Origin of the sequence: Caryophanon tenue (genome assembly GCF_001700315.1) — a bacterium.
Classification (GTDB): Bacteria; Bacillota; Bacilli; order Bacillales_A; family Planococcaceae; genus Caryophanon; species Caryophanon tenue.
In genome coordinates, this window is the sequence record NZ_MASJ01000003.1 from 176,189 (window position 1) to 197,467 (window position 21,279).

General features: G+C 41.3%; 18 protein-coding genes. 12 read left to right on the top strand and 6 right to left on the bottom strand.

Features of this window, described 5'->3' with window-relative positions; translation table 11 throughout:
- Window position 1 precedes the first annotated feature (1 nt).
- From A6M13_RS04005 to A6M13_RS04055, 11 genes are all read left to right on the top strand, one after another.
- On the top strand, window positions 2-889 hold the full coding sequence (locus A6M13_RS04005; protein ID WP_066543075.1) for a transcriptional regulator CcpC: 888 nt from the start codon (window positions 2-4) through the stop codon (window positions 887-889).
- A gap of 118 nt (window positions 890-1,007) precedes the next feature.
- Complete coding sequence (dapD, locus tag A6M13_RS04010; protein ID WP_066543077.1) at window positions 1,008-1,724, top strand: 2,3,4,5-tetrahydropyridine-2,6-dicarboxylate N-acetyltransferase; 717 nt, start codon at window positions 1,008-1,010, stop codon at window positions 1,722-1,724.
- A 59-nt stretch (window positions 1,725-1,783) separates the two neighbouring features.
- The gene (locus A6M13_RS04015; protein ID WP_066543079.1) at window positions 1,784-2,899 is read left to right on the top strand and encodes an N-acetyldiaminopimelate deacetylase; all 1,116 of its coding nucleotides are present in this window, start codon (window positions 1,784-1,786) and stop codon (window positions 2,897-2,899) included.
- A gap of 141 nt (window positions 2,900-3,040) precedes the next feature.
- A complete protein-coding gene (locus A6M13_RS04020; protein ID WP_066543081.1) occupies window positions 3,041-5,392 on the top strand; it encodes a hypothetical protein in 2,352 nt (783 codons plus the stop codon).
- Window positions 5,385-6,314, top strand: coding sequence for an ABC transporter ATP-binding protein (locus A6M13_RS04025; RefSeq protein ID WP_066543083.1), 930 nt, complete (start codon window positions 5,385-5,387; stop codon window positions 6,312-6,314). The genes A6M13_RS04020 and A6M13_RS04025 overlap by 8 nt, the downstream gene beginning before the upstream one ends.
- The gene (locus A6M13_RS04030) at window positions 6,311-7,135 is read left to right on the top strand and encodes an ABC transporter permease (RefSeq protein WP_066543085.1); all 825 of its coding nucleotides are present in this window, start codon (window positions 6,311-6,313) and stop codon (window positions 7,133-7,135) included. The genes A6M13_RS04025 and A6M13_RS04030 overlap by 4 nt, the downstream gene beginning before the upstream one ends.
- Window positions 7,136-7,147: 12 nt before the next feature.
- Window positions 7,148-8,461, top strand: coding sequence for a hypothetical protein (locus tag A6M13_RS04035; RefSeq protein ID WP_066543087.1), 1,314 nt, complete (start codon window positions 7,148-7,150; stop codon window positions 8,459-8,461).
- A complete protein-coding gene (locus A6M13_RS04040) occupies window positions 8,454-9,434 on the top strand; it encodes an AAA family ATPase (RefSeq protein ID WP_066543089.1) in 981 nt (326 codons plus the stop codon). The genes A6M13_RS04035 and A6M13_RS04040 overlap by 8 nt, the downstream gene beginning before the upstream one ends.
- The gene (locus A6M13_RS04045) at window positions 9,431-10,285 is read left to right on the top strand and encodes a DUF58 domain-containing protein (RefSeq protein WP_066543091.1); all 855 of its coding nucleotides are present in this window, start codon (window positions 9,431-9,433) and stop codon (window positions 10,283-10,285) included. Before A6M13_RS04040 ends, A6M13_RS04045 begins: the two co-directional genes overlap by 4 nt.
- Window positions 10,285-11,994: a vWA domain-containing protein gene (locus A6M13_RS04050; RefSeq protein ID WP_066543093.1), complete on the top strand. Its 1,710-nt coding sequence runs from the start codon at window positions 10,285-10,287 to the stop codon at window positions 11,992-11,994. The genes A6M13_RS04045 and A6M13_RS04050 overlap by 1 nt, the downstream gene beginning before the upstream one ends.
- Window positions 11,975-14,539 carry a VWA domain-containing protein gene (locus A6M13_RS04055; protein WP_066543095.1) on the top strand — a complete coding sequence of 855 codons (2,565 nt, stop codon included), beginning with the start codon at window positions 11,975-11,977 and terminating at the stop codon, window positions 14,537-14,539. Before A6M13_RS04050 ends, A6M13_RS04055 begins: the two co-directional genes overlap by 20 nt.
- 50 nt (window positions 14,540-14,589) lie before the next feature.
- Here the strand turns inward: A6M13_RS04055 and A6M13_RS04060 are convergent, their stop codons facing one another.
- The 6 genes from A6M13_RS04060 to A6M13_RS04085 all read right to left on the bottom strand — a co-directional run bounded on the left by A6M13_RS04060 (window position 14,590) and on the right by A6M13_RS04085 (window position 20,329).
- On the bottom strand, window positions 14,590-15,771 hold the full coding sequence (locus A6M13_RS04060) for an MFS transporter (protein WP_066543097.1): 1,182 nt from the start codon (window positions 15,769-15,771) through the stop codon (window positions 14,590-14,592).
- 236 nt (window positions 15,772-16,007) lie between these two features.
- A complete protein-coding gene (locus tag A6M13_RS04065; protein WP_066543099.1) occupies window positions 16,008-17,084 on the bottom strand; it encodes an ABC transporter substrate-binding protein in 1,077 nt (358 codons plus the stop codon).
- Between the two features lie 5 nt (window positions 17,085-17,089).
- Complete coding sequence (locus A6M13_RS04070) at window positions 17,090-17,884, bottom strand: ABC transporter permease (protein ID WP_066543101.1); 795 nt, start codon at window positions 17,882-17,884, stop codon at window positions 17,090-17,092.
- Entirely contained in the window at window positions 17,884-18,687 is an 804-nt protein-coding gene (locus tag A6M13_RS04075; protein ID WP_066543103.1) for an ABC transporter permease, read from the bottom strand. Before A6M13_RS04075 ends, A6M13_RS04070 begins: the two co-directional genes overlap by 1 nt.
- Window positions 18,677-19,774 (bottom strand): ABC transporter ATP-binding protein, encoded by a 1,098-nt coding sequence (locus A6M13_RS04080; RefSeq protein WP_066543105.1) that lies wholly within the window; start codon window positions 19,772-19,774, stop codon window positions 18,677-18,679. The genes A6M13_RS04075 and A6M13_RS04080 overlap by 11 nt, the downstream gene beginning before the upstream one ends.
- 12 nt (window positions 19,775-19,786) lie before the next feature.
- The gene (locus A6M13_RS04085; RefSeq protein ID WP_066543107.1) at window positions 19,787-20,329 is read right to left on the bottom strand and encodes a helix-turn-helix domain-containing protein; all 543 of its coding nucleotides are present in this window, start codon (window positions 20,327-20,329) and stop codon (window positions 19,787-19,789) included.
- Between the two features lie 284 nt (window positions 20,330-20,613).
- On the opposite strand from A6M13_RS04085, the gene A6M13_RS04090 reads away from it, so the two are divergent.
- Entirely contained in the window at window positions 20,614-21,273 is a 660-nt protein-coding gene (locus A6M13_RS04090; protein ID WP_066543109.1) for a potassium channel family protein, read from the top strand.
- Window positions 21,274-21,279: the final 6 nt, after the last annotated feature.

The following is a 21,279-nucleotide window of genomic DNA, read 5'->3' on the forward strand; positions in this document are numbered from 1 at the left end:
TATGGCAACAGAAGTGGAGATTATTAAAGTGTTATCAGAAGAAGGTAATATGCGCCGAGCAGCCGAGCGTTTATTTTTAACGCAGCCAGCATTATCTCAACGTCTTCAAACGATTGAAAAAGAATGGGGCACACAATTATTTTTACGTTCGCAAAAAGGACTAACGGCAACGCCAGCAGGAGAAATTGTCATTCAACATGCCATTGAAACAATTGCACGTAAGGAAGAAACATTTGAAATGGTACAAGCATTAAACTCACGTGTTCATGGCACATTGAAAATTGCGTGCGCATCCATTGTTGGTCAAAATTGGCTGCCAAAAGTACTGAAAGATTTCGTGACGCAATACCCAGAAGCGAAAATTTCATTAATGACGGGCTGGAGCTCTGAAATTGTTAAAGCATTATATGAAGGGGAAGCGCATATTGGTATTGTGCGTGGGCAATCGGATTGGAAAGGCCCAAAACGCCATTTATTCCGCGATATGATGTATTTAGTCGATACAGAAATTACGTCACTTGAGGAAGTTGTAAATTCAGAACGACCATTTATTCAATTTAAAAGTGATTCGAACTATTACCAAGAAATTCAACAATGGTGGCAGCGTCAATTTAATGGTAATCCAAAACGTCAAATAATTGTTGACCAAATTGAAACATGTAAGCAAATGGCACTAAATGGTATCGGCTATGCCATTCTCCCATCAATTACGTTAAGTGACGAAGAAAAGGTCAACAAAATTCCGCTGACAAAAGGGGAGAGCGAATGCGAGCTAACCCGTGATACATGGCTGATTGGCTACGAAACATCATTTGAATTACCACAGGTTGATGCCTTTGTAAAAGTTGTCATGGACAGGTCAAGTTGCCTGTATGACTATACGAAATAAATTCGTGCAAAAATTCTCTTTTTTTAGTACAATGATTTCCTAAAAGAAAAACTTGGCAAAGGCTAGCGCTTGTTGGTCTTTACGAGAAATTAGCAGGGATAAAAGGAGAGGTTCAGTCGTGAGTTCAAAATTAGATGCACACCAAATCATTAACTTTATTGCCACATCAAAAAAGGTAACACCGGTGAAGGTTTACGTAAACGGAGACAATGTACTAGCTGCCAACTGGGGAGACAATGTACAAGTATTCGGTTCGGACCATTCAGTTGTATTATTTGGTGATTATGCAGATGTAGCACCTGCTTTAGAGGAAAATGCTGCGATTATTCGTGAGCAAGTTATCGAAAATGACCGCCGTAACTCAGGTGTGCCATTACTCGATTTAAAATATCAAAATGCGCGTATTGAGCCAGGCGCAATTATTCGTGATCAAGTAACAATTGGTGACAACGCCGTTATTATGATGGGGGCAATTATTAATATTGGCGCTGAAATTGGCGCAAAAACAATGATTGATATGGGCGCTGTATTAGGCGGTCGTGCAACGGTCGGTGAAAACTGCCATATCGGTGCAGGTGCAGTACTTGCAGGTGTTGTAGAACCACCATCAGCGACACCGGTAATCGTAGAAGACGACGTTGTGATGGGCGCAAATGCCGTTGTATTAGAAGGCGTACGTATCGGTAAAGGTGCGGTTGTTGCAGCGGGCGCAATCGTTATTAAAGATGTTGAGCCATATACAGTAGTCGGTGGCGTACCAGCGCGTGTATTAAAAGTGATGGATGAACAAACGAAATCAAAAACAGAACTGATTGACGCATTGCGTACACTATAATGTAGCTGGACAAACTTCGCTTTTGGCGATGTTTGTCCTTTTTCAAAGGAGTATTTAGTATGAATTTAATCGAGATTCGTCAGCAACTACATAAAATACCGGAGCTTGGCTTCCAAGAATTTAAAACACAGGCCTATTTACTAAACATGATTGCGACACTCCCTCAGCACACATTAGAAGTCGTAACGTGGCGTACAGGCATCGTTGTAAAAGTGATGGGCTATGCATCTGAAAAAAAGATAGGGTGGCGCACAGATATTGACGGTTTGCCGATTACAGAAAATACAGGCGTATCGTTCGCGTCTGAGCATGAAGGTTATATGCATGCATGTGGGCACGATTGTCATATGACGATAGCGCTTGGACTTTTGAAGAAGCTTGTTGCGGAACAACCGAAGCATGATACCATTTTATATTTCCAACCAGCTGAAGAAAATCCAGGTGGTGCTGAGCCGATGCTTGCGTGGTTAAAAGCAGAGCGACCGGATTTAGTACCGGATGTAATTTTTGCAGCGCACGTAGCGCCAGAATATCCAGTTGGCACAATTGCGACAAAGCCTGGCTTGTTGTTTGCGAATACGTCTGAATTATATATTGATATCACAAGCGTAGGAGGGCATGCGGCATTCCCGCACCAAACAAAAGATGCCTCTGTTATTGCAGCGAATGTATTATTGCAGCTACAAACGATTGTTGCACGTAATATGAATCCGCTTGATAGTGCTGTCGTGACGATTGGTAAGATGACATCTGGTACGGTACAAAATGTTATTTCAGGTGCGGCACGTCTAGAAGGCACGATTCGTACAACAACACCAGAAGCGATGACACGAATTAAAGCACGCATTGAAGCGATTTGTGCAGGCATTGCGACCGGTTTTGAATGCGATATTGAGATTGATTACGGCTCAAGCTATTACGAAGTTAATAACACGCCGTTATATGCCGAAAAGATTTTGGCGTTTGCTGAGCGTTTTTCACAAACGACAAGCTATGAATGTCCGGCTGCGATGACGGGAGAAGATTTTGGATATTTCTTAAAGGAAATTCCGGGGGCACTTTTTTGGACAGGTGCGAATACGGCGTATGGTCTACACCACGACAAAATGTGTCCAGACGAGGCGTTACTCGATGTAAATGCCGATTTTGTTCACGCTTTTCTACAAACACTTTAATAAAAAACACCGATGCAGACGAGCTGCTCGGTGTTTTTTGATTTCTGAAGATTTCCTTAAGAAACAATGAAGAATTGCGTAAAATGGCATCTTTTCAAAAAGGACTGCGTATAATAAAAGAATATGATAGGAGGGAATACGATGAGAAAGTGGGGCATCATGCTCGTTTTTATTTGTTTATTGTGTATCGTCGGGATGCCAAAAGTACAAGCAGCTGCGGATTTATATGTAGAAGCAGAAGCTGGTATTGATAATAAAGCGAAGTATAGCTTAGGTTTGCCGTTACAGCTAACCGTAACGAACAACGGCGATGATTTTAGTGGAGATTTGGTTCTGAATATTTCGCAATTTTATAATGCGGGAAATGGCCGCGTCATTAAATTTGATATTGCGAGCGGTGAGACGAAAACATTACATGTTTATTTAGATGGTTTTTCGGATCAATATAATAGTGGTTCGACACCGCCGCAAATGTTCTATTTCTATGAAGGTGATTGGAAAGATGGCGACATCGTTCCGTTTGAAGGAGACAAGTCCGTCATTCCACAATTTTATTCACCAGATACGTATATGATTTTTACATTAACGAAAGAAGCGGATCGTTTAAATGGTTTGTATCAATTAAATCAGCAATCAACGACGACTGTGGAAGTTTTCCCATTGCAAGACGTACATAATTTTACGTTCCCAAGCGACGTACGAGGCTTGCAAATGGCAAATGCTTTACTTATTGATGAAGTGAGCATTACAGATTTAGAGGAAACGCAGCAGCAAGCATTACTCAGTTGGGTACGCCAAGGTGGAACGGTTGTGTTTGGCAATCATCCTCAAGGTGATGTAGCAGCAGGTGTGTTACAGCCATACCTACCATTAGCAGTAACAGATGAAACTGCAACGATTTCAACGAAGGTGTTCGATAAATTATCAACGACGCCATTTAAAGACGAACCGTTAACGATTCATTACGGTCAGTTACAAGAGCAGGCACAAAGTGTATTAGCGAGCGAAGGGCAAGTGGTTATCGCTGAACGTGCAGTTGGTAGCGGTAAAATTATTCAAACGACATTTTCAATTGGTGCAGCACCGTTTGCGACAGCAGAAGGTTTTGACGATGTATTGTCAGCGATGCTAAAGCCTTCTGCCATTACACTGACAAATCCAGCAAGCGTAGGGCAAGGGCTACATAATTCATCGATTGTATCCCTAAACGAATTATTCCCATCGTTTGAAGTGTCGGTATCAAAAATTGTCTTAATTATTTTGTTATACATTATTATGATTGGCCCGGTACTGTACATCATTTTAAAACGTGCAGACCGTCGTGAGCAAGCATGGTGGATCATTCCAACTGTCGCGATTATCGTGTCTGTTGGCATTTTCGTTGTCAGTGCAAAGGACCGTATTATGCAGCCGCAAATGCAGCAATCCGCTGTGTATAAAGTGAATGAGGATGGTAGTGCGAGCGGACAATATGTACAAGCATTACTGACAAACCGCGCAGGAGACTTTACGTTTGAAACGGATAGCAATACGACGATTAATGCGGTTGGTTCACCGGGCAATTTAAGTGAAATTTATAAACATGCCATTGTCGAAGAATCGATTAGTAATTCGACGATGACGTTGCGCAATATGAATTATTGGTCTACGCAAACGGTCATGGGGCAAACGCAACTACAGCAAATTGGCTCGTTTGATTATGACTTAACATTTAAAGACGGTGTTGTCAGCGGTACAGTAACGAATAATTTTGATGTGACAATGCAAGATGTAGCATTACTTGTCGGTTTAAATCAATATACAGTCGGCACATTTGCACCAGGCGAAACGAAAGATGTAAACGAAAAGGTGAGCGAAAAGATTTTAACAGCACCATATATGAACCAAAATGCATATTATGATGCAGAGTCGAGTGAGGAGGTCGTGCAGTATCGCCGTGAAGCGTTAATCGACTATGCGCGCCAGCTTGCACAGGATGATAAAAAACCAATTTTAGTTGGTTGGTCAGATGTTGCAACTGTGCCATTAACATTAGCAGGGAACTCGGAGCAAGATGCCATTAACGTCTTTTCACAAAGTGTGAGCATTGAACAGTTAGCGACAGAAACGACGCAGCTTCAGTCAAAAGATATGATTGCTAATGTATATAGTGGTCATTCAAATAGTTGGTACGAGCTAATTGACCCAGCTAAACAGTTATATTATTTGGAGCAAGGCACATTTGATGTTGTATACACATTCCCAGAAATTGCGGATGATATGACATGGAAAAACTTAGTGATGACCGACATTCCTAAAGAATTACAAGTAAAGGTATATAACCATGAAAAAGGGATGTCTGAAGAAATTGATGAGACATTTACAGTGGAAGATTTAACGCCGTATATGTCGGATCATTCAACGATTCAATTTGAAGTAACGTTAGAGGAATCGACACAGTCAGAATACACATTACCGCAGTTTTCAGTGGAAGGAGTGCTAAATAATGATTGAGATAAAAGGACTAACGAAGCAATATGGGCAGTTTAAAGCACTGGACCACTTGAATTTAACATTAGATGCGGGTGTTGTATTTGGCTTTGTCGGTGCAAATGGTGCGGGGAAATCGACGACGTTTTCCATTTTAGCGACGTTGCTAGCACCGACAAGTGGGGATGCACTTATTGATGGTAAAAGCGTTGTACGCGAGCCGAAAGAGGTACGTCAATTAATCGGGTATATGCCAGACTTCTTCGGTGTATACGACCAATTAAAAGCGGAAGAGTATTTAGATTTTTACGGGGCAAGCTATGGCATTCCAGCGGCGGAGCGCAAAAAATTAATACCGGAATTACTGGAGCTTGTGAACTTAACGCATAAGCGTGATGCTTATGTTGATTTACTATCTCGCGGTATGAAGCAGCGCTTATGTTTAGCACGTTGTTTAATTCATGACCCGAAAGTGCTTATTTTAGATGAGCCAGCATCGGGACTTGACCCGCGTGCACGTGTGGAGATGCGTGATATTTTACGCAAGCTAAAAGAGCTTGGCAAAACGATTTTAATTTCATCGCATATTTTACCAGAGCTTGCCGAAATGTGTGATGAGATTGGTGTGATTGATGGTGGTAAGTTGATTGCGCATGGTAACGTCGCAACGATTCAAGCGCAATTACAGGGCGAGAAGCATATTACCGTAAAAGTACGTGCAGATTTAGCGAGTGCGCGCACATTCTTTGAGCAACAACCACATGTTGTCGATGTGCATATTGAGCGTGAAGCGGTGCACTTTATGTTTAAAGGCAATGATGAGGAACAACGCGCGCTGATGATAGCGGCATTGCAAAGCGATATTAACGTGTATTCATTTAGTGAAGATGAAAAGGATTTAGAAGATGTCTTTATGGCGATTACAAAGGGGGCTGACGCACGATGAGTAAATGGTCAAACCCAGTATTAATTAAAGAGCTGAAATTACGTTTTCGTTCGTTTAAAAGTATTTCAGGGCTACTATTTTATTTAGCGGCATTATTCGTGTCAGTCGTGGGCTTTTTAATGCTCGCAACGGAATTTACTGGAAAAGGATTTTTCCGACCAGACGAAAGTTTTATGATGTTTGCGATGCTATCTGGTTTACAAATGGTGCTTGTCTTATTTATGACGCCTGGTTTAACGGCAGGAGCTATTAGTACAGAGCGTGAAAAACAAACACTCAATATGTTGCTCACAACAACACAGAGCTCGTTTCAAATCATTTCAGGAAAGCTACTTGCATCGATCGCATTTTTAGTGCTTTTAATGTTAGCAGGTTTGCCGTTATACAGTTTAGTATTTTTATTCGGTGGCGTATCACCGGCACAAATTGTTAGCGTCTTTATGGCGTATTTAATTACGATGCTAGCGGTTGGTAGTCTAGGTATTATGTTTTCAACATTAATTCGCAGAACGATTGTGGCGATGATTACAACGTATGGCGTGATGATTTTTTTAAGTGGCTTTACAGCGTTTTTCTTCTTTATTACAACATCATTTACACAGTCGATGAATACGCCTGTACTTGAACCACTTGCGTATATATGGGCAGCCATTAACCCAGCAATGGTGATTGTGTCACTGCTTGCACCAGAAATCGAGCAGGAATTACTAGATGCGACGAACATTAGTATATCCCTGCCGCTTGTTTATTTTATCGTATACGGCTGTATATCGATTATTGCGTTATGGATTGCGACAAAACGTTTACGTGCTACAAAATAGGAGGCTGATGATGTGAATAAGCAATTACGTGCCATTATTAAAAAAGCAGCCGTTCATTTGACGATTGAGCGTAGTGTATATGATTTACAACGTTGGGTATGCGGTGTGCTCATAGTAATGGTTGTATTGCTCATTGTGTCACGCGTTGTTGTGTGGGCATACTATCAGCCGATTATGATTGCAATCGCACTTGTTTTGCTATGCATCGCAGTTGTGTGGCAAGTAGTGCGGCGTGTGCGTATGCAGCAAGCACTGCATCTATTAGACACGTATTATCCACATAATGAGCTCGTAACGAGTATGTCGGTGCAACAGCCGACAGCACTTGTTGCAACTTTACAACAACGTGCTGTTCAGCAAAAGGATGAAGCGTATGCAGTGTTTACAAAGCATCCGAAGCGTTATGTGCATAAGCCAGCACTTGTTGGGAGTGCGATATGTATGACCTTTATGACGTACAGTATGCTTGTACCTGCCTCGACGCAACAACAAGCAAGAGCTATTGAGCAGGAACAAGCGATTGTGAAGGAAATGGAAGAGGTTGTTGAGGTATTATTGCCGGAAACCACATCTGAAGAGCAACAAGCACTAGAGGCATTACAAGCGACATTACAGGAACAACAACTAGCTGAACAGGCATTAGCAGAGCTTGTCAAAAAGCAAAAGGAATTGCAACAAGCAGGTGCAAGTGAAGCAGTTGTTCAACAATTACAGCAAACTGCAAGTGATGCACAAAGCGCATTAAGTGCAATGGGTAAACCGATTCAACAGCAATTAGCGAGCGCGATTACAGGTGAGACGCTACAAGGAGCGTCAAGTCAATCGAGTACATCATCGACGTCGTCACAAAGTACAACGTCACAGCAAAATGGGCAAACAACAACGTCTAGCCAGCAACAGCAGCAAGCCGGCGCAGGTCAAGGTAATGGGAACGGGCAAGGAACCGGTCAAGCACAAGGACAAGGTGCTGGAAGTGGCAATGGTACTGGTACTGGTAAAACACCGAATACTTCAAATGGTGGACAAGGGCAAGGGGCAAGTTTAGGGAAAGGCGACCGTAATCTCATTACACCTGCCGATCGTTTTGGTGAACAGCAGCAAACAACTGTTGACGGAGGCGATACAGCAGAAGGTGAAGGGATTGATACGGAGCGGGGCAATGTAAATGCTATTGAGAATACACCCATTGCTTATGAAGCGGCAATGGCACAATACGAAGGACAATATTTACAGCAAGCTGAGCAATTGGAATTACCTGCTAATTTACAACAAGTTGTACAGCACTATTTTTCAACGATTCAGCAAGGGGGAGAAACAAATGAATGAACAGCCATATGAAGCCGTTGGACAGCGACTGCAAGCGGTGCGCCAAGAAATTCAACAATTTATTGTTGGGCAACAAGAAGCAGTTGATTTTACGCTATATGCGATGTTAGCAGACGGTCATGTGCTATTAGAAGGGTTACCAGGGCTTGGAAAAACAATGCTTATTCGTACAATTGCAGATGTGTTGGCTTTATCATTTGCGCGCATTCAATTTACACCAGATTTAATGCCTGCCGATATTACGGGAACGTCTTTATTACAAGCGGATGCACAAGGAAAGCAACAATTTGTATTTCAAGAAGGCCCAATCTTTCATCAAATGGTATTAGCGGATGAGATTAACCGTGCTACACCGAAAACACAAAGTGCGCTATTAGAGGCAATGGGTGAAAAGACCGTTACCATTTTAGGGGAAACACGAAATATGGCAGCACCGTTTTTCGTATTGGCAACACAAAACCCGATTGAAATGGAAGGCACATATCCATTACCGGAAGCGCAAATGGACCGATTTTTATGTAAAGTGGTCTTACCCTATCCGACGAAGCAAGAGTTAATGGAAATTATGAAACGTACGACAACATCGCAGGAAATTACACTAACGAAGCAAATGACGGCCGCACAATTAGTCGAAGCGCAGCGTCTCGTTAAAGATGTGCTACTCGCTGATGAAATTTTAGCATATGCAGTAGAACTTGTTTCACGTACGCATCCAGACAATGATGCGAATATGAAGCCACTTATTCAGTACGGTAGTGGTCCACGTGGTGTACAAAGTGTCATTAAATTAGCAAAAGCGCGCGCCGTTGTAGAAGGTCGTTTCCACGTATCGATTCACGATATTCATGCGGTGGCAAAGCCTGCACTGCGCCATCGCTTACTGTTAACATATGAAGCGGAGATGCAACAAATGACTGCAGATGACTGTATCGAGCAATTAATTGCGTCATTGCGCCAAGGTCAACATATATGATGCTGACTCAAGACATTATTGCGCGGTTACAGCATGTTCGCTTTGTGACACCGTCTAAAAAACGTGGACAGCATAAAGGTTCACATGTGTCGCTTCAATATGGTAGCTCGCTTGATTTTTCAGATTTCCGTACGTATACGCCAGGAGATGATGTGCGTCAAATTGATTGGCATGTATACGGACGTACACAAAAGCATTATATAAAGCGCTTTTTAGATGAACAGGAACTGCGTATTCATGTCGTACTGGATACGTCATTGTCGATGCGTGATGAAGCAAAGTGGCTGTTTGCACGTCAACTCGTTGTCGCACTTGGCTGTATAACACTAAGTCATGACGACCACTTTTCGTATAGCTATGTTGGACAAGGGATTCCATTTCGAGCGAAGGGGTCACGCTTTCGTCATCGTTTAAACGAGCAAGTTGCACAAGTTGTCGCACAAAGCAACGAGCCGTTTACGACAACGGCACATAAAGCGTTACCAAAAGACCGGACTGTATTATTCATCATTACGGACGGGCTAGAAGCGATATCACAGTGGGAACAATTTTTCCAACACGTACATCGAAGCGCAAAGGATATTCGCTTACTAGTTATTGGCACGGATGATGAGCAACAACCGAAATTGCGTGGCGATGTAGCGCTACGAGATATTGAAACGAATGAACACGTCCAAGTGTCTCTTACAGACGAGCAAGCGCGTAGCTATACGGCTCGTTACAATGCCCATCGTGAGCAATTGTCTGAATTATGCAGGAGACACCAGATTGGGTCGTTATTTTTAACGGTAGAGCAAGGGATTACGCAAGCGATTTTTCAAACGATGCGCCAAGCAAGGTGGGTGATGTAATGAGTTTTCAAACACCGTGGATGGCTGTGATGTTCGCATTACCAGCTATTGTCATCCTGTTTTATTTCTTTCGCAAAAAATATGAGCAGCATGATGTTTCGTCTACATTACTTTGGCAAGAGCATGTACGTGAAGTACAGGCATCGCCGTATTTAAAGCATTTGCAACATAATGCGCTTCTTTATTTACAGCTACTTGCGTTGCTGCTTGCTGTATTTGCCATGATGCAGCCTGTCACGACAACAATTGGTCAAAAGGGCGAACAAGCTATGTGGATTGTCGATACGTCTGCAACGATGCTTGCGGATGAATTATTCGAACAGCATCGAACACATATGCTTGAACAACTCGCGGAGCTTGAACAACCACTTACGTTAATTACGTCAGGTAAACAGCCAACTGTCATTTTACAGCAAGAAACGAATAAAGCACGTATACAAGAAACAATTGAAGCGCTACAAGTTACGTATGAGCATGAATATATAGTCGATACATTTGCGTTTGCGAATACATTTATTACGCCACAAACGGTGGTGCATGTATATAGTGAAGCAGTAGACCCACTGACATTACCGACAACCGAGCAAGAAGTAGAATGGCATGTTATCAATCGGACAAAGGAAGTCACAAATGCAGGCATTGAACAGTTTGCATTCGTGACAGAACAACAACAAACGGACTTTTTACTACAGCTATATAGTACAGAGGAACAGGCACTCACGTATGTGATACGTGATGAACAAGGAGAAACGCTTTATCGTGAAACGGTAACAGTGAAGGCAAATGACACAGAAACTATCACCGCAAAAATAGACGGTGCATTTACGTTGTTACAAGCAAGCATTGAGCCGGTCGATACGTATGTAGTCGATGATACGTATTGGGCGTATCAGCAACAAGCAACGGGTGCATTTCATGTGGATGCAACGATGCACACATTGCTACATAAAGCGGTAACAAGTTTACAAATACCAGCTGTTACGACACAGCCAGCGGATTTACAGCGCGCACAAAATGCGGTCATTACGAACGCTACTGCACTATTACCAACACACCGTGTGTTCCTTATTGGGCGTGACGATGCGACATTACAAGCGGTATCTGGTGCTGTCACAACGACAAATGACCGCTTATTTACATTTAGTCATCTAGAAGATGTGTATGTACAAGCAGTTTATCCAGCATTTGAAGGGTACGATACCATTGCTTCTGTTGGTGACCAGCCATTTATTCAGCGTTCACCAGATGGAGATATTGTCGTGCTGACTACTATTACTGAAACGGATTGGGCGTTGCAACCATCGTTTCCATTGTTTTTATGGACGGTACTCGACGAAATGGCTACGACCAATCAATTATTCGGTATGTTTACACCGAATGAGCAACGTGTCATGGCAACCCCGCAAGGCGATATCTTTTCACAAGCGGGAGAATATGTGATGACCGTGCCAGCAGGAAATCAACTGCGCGCACCGATGCAGCCAGGTGCATATACATTTAATGATGGTGAACAATCAAAAGCGATGTTTGTATTAGTGGAGGCACAAGAACGTAACATTGAGCATCGTGAGCACCAAATTGTTGGACAGGTGACTGCGACAACGGAACGTCTTGGACAGTCTTGGCTAACATGGCTTATATTTTTGATGCTCATTGTGCTCGTAATAGAATGGGAGGTGCAGCGACGACGTGGACTTTCAATTACATGAGCCAATATGGTTATTACTGTTAATTCCACTTGCGTTATATGCTGGATGGCAATGGCTAAAAAAGCGTACGTCATGGACGGGTGTATTAAAAATGGCTGCGGTTATGCGCAGTATAACGATTATGCTATGTGTGCTAGCACTTAGTGCACCGTATATACTTGTGCAAAATGACGAAGAGCATATTATATTTTTAGTAGACCGTTCCGCATCGATTGCATCACTTGAACACGAGGTCGAGCAGCAGTTAGCGGTAGCAGTCGACACGCAGCAAGCACATCAACAAACAACGGTGTATAGCTTTGCGCAAACACTTCAAACCGACCAGCGCTTGCAAGCTGGAGAGGCGCTACAGCCACTAGCAATGATTGAAAATCGTGAAGGTACAAATATCGAACAGGCACTACGTTTTGCAGTAGCTGCACAGCCGGAGAATCAAGCAGCACGTATAGTATTAGTATCAGACGGGCTTGAAACAACGGGGATCGCTCAACAAGCAATGTCAACATTGCAGATGAGTGATATGCAGCTAGATGTGTATCCGTTAACACGTCAAATTCAACAAGATGTGGCATTACAACAGTTAATGATGCCTCAATATGCAGTCGTTGGTGAGCAATTAAAGACGACTGTTAACATTTATGCATCACAGGACCAGCAAATCACACTACAGTTTATTGAAAATGATACGGAAATTGCAACGCAGCAAGTGGATGTTGTTGCAGGTTATAATGAGTTTTCATATGAGCTGATGGCGCAGCAGCAAGGGCTTGTGCGTTACACAGCGCGTGTGGTGGCAGAACAAGATACCGTATTAAACAATAATGAGCTCGTGAGTGTTACCGAAGTTGGCGATACACCACAAATACTGGTTGTTGAGCATGAACAAACATCGTCATTATCGACATTGTTACAACAATCAGGGGTCATCGTAAAAACGCTAGCAGCAAGTGCATTACCGCAACAGCTCGCAAGTTATTTACAATATGATGCGATTATTTTTGATAATGTACCAGGCTATGTTGTTGGTGAACAGAAAATGGCACTGATTCAACAAGCGGTTGAGAAATTTGCGGTTGGTTTTGCGATGATTGGCGGCGAGCGGAGCTTTGGTTTAGGTGGCTATTATGATACACCAATTGAAGATATTATTCCTGTCGATTTAGACGTAACAGGAGACCATCAATTGCCATCAATTGCGCTGATGCTTGTGTTAGACCGTTCTGGCAGTATGATGGATGGTAAGCTTGTGCTCGCAAAAGAAGCAGCTGCACGTTCTGTTGAATTATTACGCGACGAAGATGCATTTGGCTTTATTGCCTTTGATGACCGTCCGTGGGATATTATTCCACTTTCGCCACTTGCAGATAAACAACAAGCAATGGATAAAATTTTGAGCATCGGCGTTGGCGGTGGGACGGAAATCTATTCGTCACTGGCATTAGCGTATTCACAGCTTGCACTTGATGATGCGCAACGTAAACATATTATTTTATTAACGGATGGACAGGCAGCAACGAACAATTCCTATGATGCATTAATGGCGCAAGAAGAGCATGAAGGTATTACTTTATCAACAGTCGCAATTGGTGCGGATGCTGACCGCCGATTATTAGAACAGTTAAGTGAACTTGGTAAAGGACGTTTTTATGATGTCGTCGATGCTGACACGATTCCGTCTATTTTATCGCGTGAAACGGTGATGATGACCCGTACGTATATTGAAGATACACCGTTTATTCCAACTGTGTATCAGTCAGCGTGGAATGAAGTATTCGCACAAGGCGTCCCACAAATGAATGCGTATATTGCGACGTCACTCAAGCCAACTGCGCAGTTAGTCGTTGAAAGTGATAAGGAAGATCCGATTTTAGCAACGGGAACAGCAGGGCTAGGGAAAACATTAGCCTTTACATCTGATAGTAGTGGCGCATGGGCAGGCGATTGGGCAGCAAGTAATTTTTGGCCACAATTTTGGCAGCGTAATATAGCGGAGCTGTTGCCGAGTTATCAAACAGCTCCGTATACGATTACGCGTAATCAAGATGGTAGCTTTACACTGATTGACCCGTCCAATGAAGCGGCATTTTTAGAAGTAACAGCCGTCGCGGATAACGGAGAAGAGCAACCGTTAATGACGACATTGCAAGCACCAAATGAATTACGCATGACGACGGATGCGCAACCAGGCTTATTATTTTTCAGTGTGCGTAGTCGGGATAATGAACTAGTACGTATCGGTGTCACGATTCCATATAGTGAGGAATATAAAGTAGCACCAACAAATGAAGCATTACTCACACAACTCGCAACGGCGGGGAATGGAGAAGTGCTCGCTGATGTAACGCAAGCTTTCCGAGAAATTGACGATGTGAGTGCAGAAGAAACATCGTTACAGCTATTCTTCGTTATTGTTGCAACGGTGTTATTCTTTTTAGATATTGCATTGCGCCGATTTGGTTTACCAAAGCGTCGCCTGCGAAAAGAGCAAGCTGAGCAACAAGAAGCAAGCAATATTGAAGTGCTCGTGAAGCAGTTAAAACGTTAACTATAGAAAAAACCACGTGAAAACAAATCGTTTTCGCGTGGTTTTTTCGTTTACGATGATTGTGATAAGGCTGCGTTTGTTGTTTTCTTTTGCCATGCATAGGCAACGAAGAAGCAAAGTAGCAACACAACTGCGCCGAAAATATACGGGATATTCATATTCCAGTCATATAATATACCAGCGAGCGCAGGACCAAACATCGTCCCTAAACTCATAAAGGCATTGTTCATGCCTGAAGCATATCCTTGCTGTGCACCTGCCATTTTCGAAATGAGGGTGTTCACGGCAGGACGGATAAATGTTGTCGCAATCGAGAATAATGTTGCTATTAGCGTAATCATGAAGAAGCCACTTACAACAACCGTTAATACAGTCATAATTGCAGCTAACACTAAATTGACTAAAATGACGTTCATTTCACCGAAACGTTTAAACAGTTTTCCGATAACGAATGTTTGTAAGATTACGCCGATAAACCCACCGATTGTTAAAATAATGGCAATATCGGTCGCCGTATAATTGAATTTATCTGCCAGTAACAGTGATAATGTCCCTTGAAAGTTTGAAATACCAAAACTGAACGTAAACACGACAATGAGCAGTACAAAATACGGTGTTTCGACAGAACGTGCCATTTGTTTGAAAATATTTTCACGTACGGCGTGTGGATTTGCTTTCGGTTTAATATTTGGTAGTGCGAAAAAGGCGATAACAGCTGTTAATACAGCAAGTGACCCAGATAATAAAAACGGGAAGTGTAAATTAACATTGGATAAAAAACCACCAAAGCCAGGCCCTACCATAAAGCCAAGAGACATCGAAGCCCCGATTAAGCCCATGCCTTTCCCACGTTCTTCAGGCAGTGTAATATCGGCAACATACGCCATAACGGGTGCAGCAATAAACGCAGAGCCAACGCCACTTAAAAAGCGAGATGCGAACATCATCCATACTTCCGTTGCATAGCCGAAAATATATTGAGCAATGCCGTATACAAGTAAACCGAAGACGATGAAAATCTTGCGTCCATGTCGGTCAGATAGATCACCTGCAGCAGGTGAGAATAAAAATTGTGCAAACGCAAACGCTGCAATTAAAAAGCCAAGCACGGTGCCGCCAACACCGAATACTTCTAAATATGTAGGCATTACCGGGACCATAATCCCGACGCCCGCCATCGTAATAAACATGGCAAACATTAATACACCAAATACAAATTTATGTTGTCCCATAGATTTCCTACTTTCTTTCATACAGTTGAAAACGAGCTTTTTTTTGACGTGAAAAGGTCAAAAAAGCTCGTGTGAAAAACATGTTATGAATGCATAATCTTGTTAGTAGTTAGTCTACCATAAATGTAGATGCATATCGACAATCACTACATGTATTAGCTCGAATTCAGACTTTTGGACGAACGTAAAAAACACGATTGAACAATACTATTTCTTCGTTCAATCGTGTTTTCATATTAGTTTAATGACATTTTAAATTCTAAAAACAGTTCGTTATATGTGCCAAGAAATTCTAAGCCTAGGTTTTCATACACTTCTAAGTTATCGCGCATATCAATAGGTGGATAAAAGCGCTCGTCACTAATCACTTCTTCATCTAAAAGCGCCATTGCTGCTTCGTTCGGTGTTGAATACCCAACGTAGTCTGCGTTTTGTGCGGCAACTTCCGCATCTAGCATAAAGTTAATAAACGCATGTGCGCCGTCAATATTGCTGGATGTTTTAGGAATAACCATATTATCAAACCATAAGTTTGAGCCCTCACTTGGAACAGCGAAGTCTAAGTCTTCATTTTCCCACATCATATCTGCTGCTTGACCAGAGAATGTTAAGGCAACGGTTGCTTCATTGTTGACCATGAGTGGCGTAATTTCATCACCAATAATCGCTTTCACATTGCCGTTTAATTCTTTTAAGTGGTCTGTTGCTTCACGTAGCTCTTGCTCGTCGCGTGAGTTTAGTGAATAGCCAAGGCTGTTTAAGCCCATGCCCATTACTTCACGTGAACCATCAACTAAAAAAACTTTATTTTTTAACGCAGGGTCCCATAAATGTTCCCACGTATCGAATGTTAAATGTTCAGGAATTTCGTTCGGGTTAAATACAACACCGACCGTTCCCCAGAAATAAGGAATCGAATATTTATTTTTCGGGTCAAAGGCTAAATCTAAAAAGTACGGGTCGATATTTTGTAAGTTCGTTAATTTTGAATGGTCGATTTCAATAAGTAAATCTTCTTCAATCATTGTTTCAATTGCATATTCAGAAGGGACAGCGATATCATATGCTGAACCACCTTGTTTTACTTTTGTTAACATCGCTTCATTTGAATCAAATGTTTCATAAATAACGGTAATGCCTGTTTGTTCTTCAAACTGATCAATGAGCTCAGGGTCAATATATTCGCCCCAGTTATAAATCGTTAATACACCTTCACCACCGGCAGAGCCTGATGCTTCTAATTTAGAAGCAGCGAACCACAGAAGGGCACAAACAACAATGATTGAAAGCGTTGCGTTAATTAATGATTTCATTTTGTTTAAACCTCCTCTGCTTTTTTACTGCGGCTTGTAATGAAGTAGTAAATCGCGACAACTCCAACCGTAATCACAAACACTAAACCAGAAATGGCGTTCACCGTTAAGGAAATACCTGCACGTGCCATTGAGTAAATTTCTACTGATAATGTACTAAAGCCATTACCCGTTACAAAAAATGTTACAGCAAAGTCGTCTAGTGAATACGTTAATGCCATAAAGAAACCAGCGAAAATACCTGGCTTAATATACGGTAAAATAACGCGCATTAACACATCTCGCTTTGAGGCACCAAGGTCAAGTGCTGCATCAATTAAGTTCGTGTTCATTTCTAGCATTTTTGGTAAAACCATTAAGACAACAATTGGAATTGAGAAGGCAATGTGTGAAATTAACACAGATGCGAACCCTAGTTTCACACCAATCATCGTGAATAAAATTAAGAAACTTGCCCCGATAACAACGTCAGGACTAACGATTAAAATATTGTTCAGTGATAAAAAGACATTGCGCATTTTTTTATTGCGCAGTGATACGATACCGACAGCACCTAATGTACCGATAATTGTTGCAAATAAGCCTGTTAGTAGCGCAACAATAATCGTATTAATTAAAATAACGATTAAACGATTATCATCAAAGACAGCTTGGTAATGTTCTAGCGTGAACCCTTCAAATGAGTTCATCGTGCCGCCACTATTAAATGAATAGAAAATTAAATAGAAGATCGGTGCATAAAGCACAACAAACACAATCGCTAAATAAATTTTCGCAGCGGGAGATAATTTAGAGCGCATTATACACGACCTCCTTTTTTACTTGTACGTGTAAATAACATACTTGCAAACATAATTAAAATTAAGAATACCGCGATTGTTGAACCCATACCCCAGTTTTGTGCGACAAGGAATTGTTGCTCAATCGCTGTACCGAGTGTAATCACTTTATTCCCTGCAATTAAGCGCGTAATCATGAATAATGAGAGAGCAGGGATAAACGTTACTTGAATCCCTGATTTTACACCGTCGATAGTTAGGGGGAAGATAACGCGTCGGAATGTTGTCCATGCTGATGCCCCTAAATCACGTGATGCATAAATAAGTGACGGATTCATTTTATCTAATGAGTTGAAAATTGGTAAAATCATAAACGGAATAAAGACATATACCGCTACAAATACGAAACTGAAATCCGTAAATAAAATTTGTGTCGGGTCAAAGCCAAACACTTCTAAAAAGGCATTAATAGGCCCGTATAAGCCGAAAATCCCGATAAAGGCATATGTTTTTAAGAGTAAGTTAATCCAAGATGGAATAATAATGAGCATTAACCATAAATGTTTATGCTTCGTTTTTGTTAAGAAATACGCAGTTGGGTACGCAATTAATAGCGTAAAGAATGTGATTAAAAACGCGTACCAAAAGCTTGTCAGTGTCATTGTTAAATACGCAGACGTAAAGAAATTTTGATAGTTGGCGAATGTGAAGTCTCCGTTTAAATCAAGCAGCGAATAATACGCAATTAGCCCGATTGGTGCGATAACGAAGAGAGCAATCCATATAATATATGGAATGAGTGAAGCTTTTGACTTAATCTTCATCGTGGTACGCCTCTAAACGTGCGTCAAATTCTTCTTCTGTTTCATTTAGACGCATAATATGAATTGCTTCTGGTTCAAAATCCAGACCTACTTGTGCACCTACTTCGGCCTGCTTTAATGAATGGACAAGCCATTCGTTCCCATCTTGGTCATATGTCGATAGCTCATAGTGAACGCCGCGGAATAGTTGTGTATCAACACGCACGCTAATTTTGCCAGCTTCTTGTGTTGTCACATGTAAATCTTCTGGACGAATAACAACATCAATTTTCTCATTTGGCTTCATACCGCCATCGACACATTCAAATGTGCGTCCAGCGAATTGTACTTTATAGTCTTCAATCATCGTACCGCTAACGATATTTGATTCGCCAATAAAGTCTGCAACGAAGCGGTTAATCGGCTCGTCATAAATATCTACAGGTGTACCTGATTGTTGAATATTGCCTTCGTTTAATACGAAAATTTCATCACTCATTGCCAATGCTTCCTCTTGGTCATGCGTAACGAAAATGAATGTTTTGCCTAAACGTTGTTGTAATTCACGTAGTTCATATTGCATTTCTGTACGTAATTTTAAATCAAGTGCTGATAATGGCTCATCAAGTAAAATAACTTCTGGGTCATTGACAATGGCACGAGCAATCGCTACACGTTGGCGTTGCCCACCTGACATTTCTGTAATTTCACGCATTTCATAGCCCGCTAAGTTGACGAATTTTAAGGCTTCCGCGACACGCTCTTTAATTTCAGCTTCTTTTACCTTCTTAATGCGTAAACCGAATGCGACATTTTCAAACACATTTAAGTGTGGAAATAAGGCATAGTCTTGGAATACTGTATTGACTTGGCGTTCATTTGCGGGCACATCATTTACGCGTTTTCCATTCATAAACACATCGCCTGTAGATGGTGTTTCAAAGCCTGCGATAATGCGTAAAATGGTTGTTTTTCCGCAACCTGAAGGACCTAATAATGTGTAGAACTTTCCTCGCTCAAGCTCGAAGCTTACACCTTTTAAAACAGTTGTATTACTATTATATGATTTTGTAACATTGTCAAATCGAATAATTGTATCATTTGTCATCCGAAATGCCTCCTATAAGTATGAATGTGTCGTAACTAATAAAATTTTTGTTCGTCCATTGGCGGCGTTTGTAATTTGATGTGTTGTTTTGCAATCAAAATATACAGAATTGCGTTCACTGGCAATGAATTGTTCTTTGCCAAGTGTTAGTCGGATTTTTCCTTCTAAGACGTGGACGAATGTTTCGGCTAATGAAGGCGGGAATGTTTTAAATTCACCGTGTGCATCAAATGTAATGATGACCGGCTCCATTTCTTTTTCATTCGACGTAGGGATTAACCAACGAATATCATATTTTTTATCTTCATCAATGAAACTTGTTTGGTCTTCCTCTGTGTAAACAACCTTTTCTTCTTTTATATCATCATCAAAGAAATCTTTTGGTGTCGAGCCTAGCACTTCTAGAATCGAAAAAAGTGTTTCAATAGAAGGAGAATTTAAATCACGTTCAAGTTGTGAAATATAACCTTTACTTAAATCTGTTCGCTCACCAAGCTCTTCTTGTGTCAGCCCTTTTTGAAGGCGGAGCGATTTAATTTTACTACCAATTTGCAACGGGTGTGCCTCCTTTACGATAAAGGTTTGGTAAAAATAAACATAAAGTAGTGATAGTTTACTTTAACAAAACAAATAGTTTACAAATACGCTATTTATTATACAGACATGGAAGCTATTTGCAACTATTTTCATTGACGAAAATGTGACAGACGAATAATTAAAGCGAAAAAAAGAGTAATGTAGCCAAAAATTGGCGTGATGTAGCATCATATTTTACGGATGCTTGAAAAAATAAGGTGTGCTACACTGAAAATAGAGTAAAAAGGAGAAGGGGAATCGTTGTGAGAAAAGAATTTGCCGTCATTGGCCTTGGACGTTTTGGCAGCAGCATTGTGCGAGAACTTATTCAGCAGGGTGCAAATGTTATGGCGATTGATTTAGATGCTGAGCGTATTGATGATTTTATGCATATCGCGACCAATGCCGTTATTGCGGATACAACGGATGAAGCAGTGTTAAAATCCATTGGTATTCATGAATTTGAGCATGTCATTGTTGCAATTGGTGAAGACATTCAAGCGAGCATTTTAACGACATTAATGTTAAAGGAAATTGGTGTCCAAAAAATTACGGTGAAAGCACAAGATGAATACCATGAAAAAGTACTACGTAAAATTGGAGCAGACATTGTCGTACATCCGGAACGAGATATGGGTATCCGTATTGCCAATAATTTAATGTCAAATACGGTGCTTGATTATTTAGAGCTATCGGATGAACATTCGATTATGGAGCTGCGCGCAAATGACCGTATTGCGGGGTATTCAATTATCGACCTTGATATTCGTGCTAAATATGGTATCAATATTATTGGCATTAAACGTGAGTCACAAATTGTGATTTCACCAAACCCAACCGATAAGATTTTACGCGACGATATTTTATTAGTAATTGGTGCAGACGCGGATATTAACCGCTTTGTACAACGAGCAATGCATTAAATATAA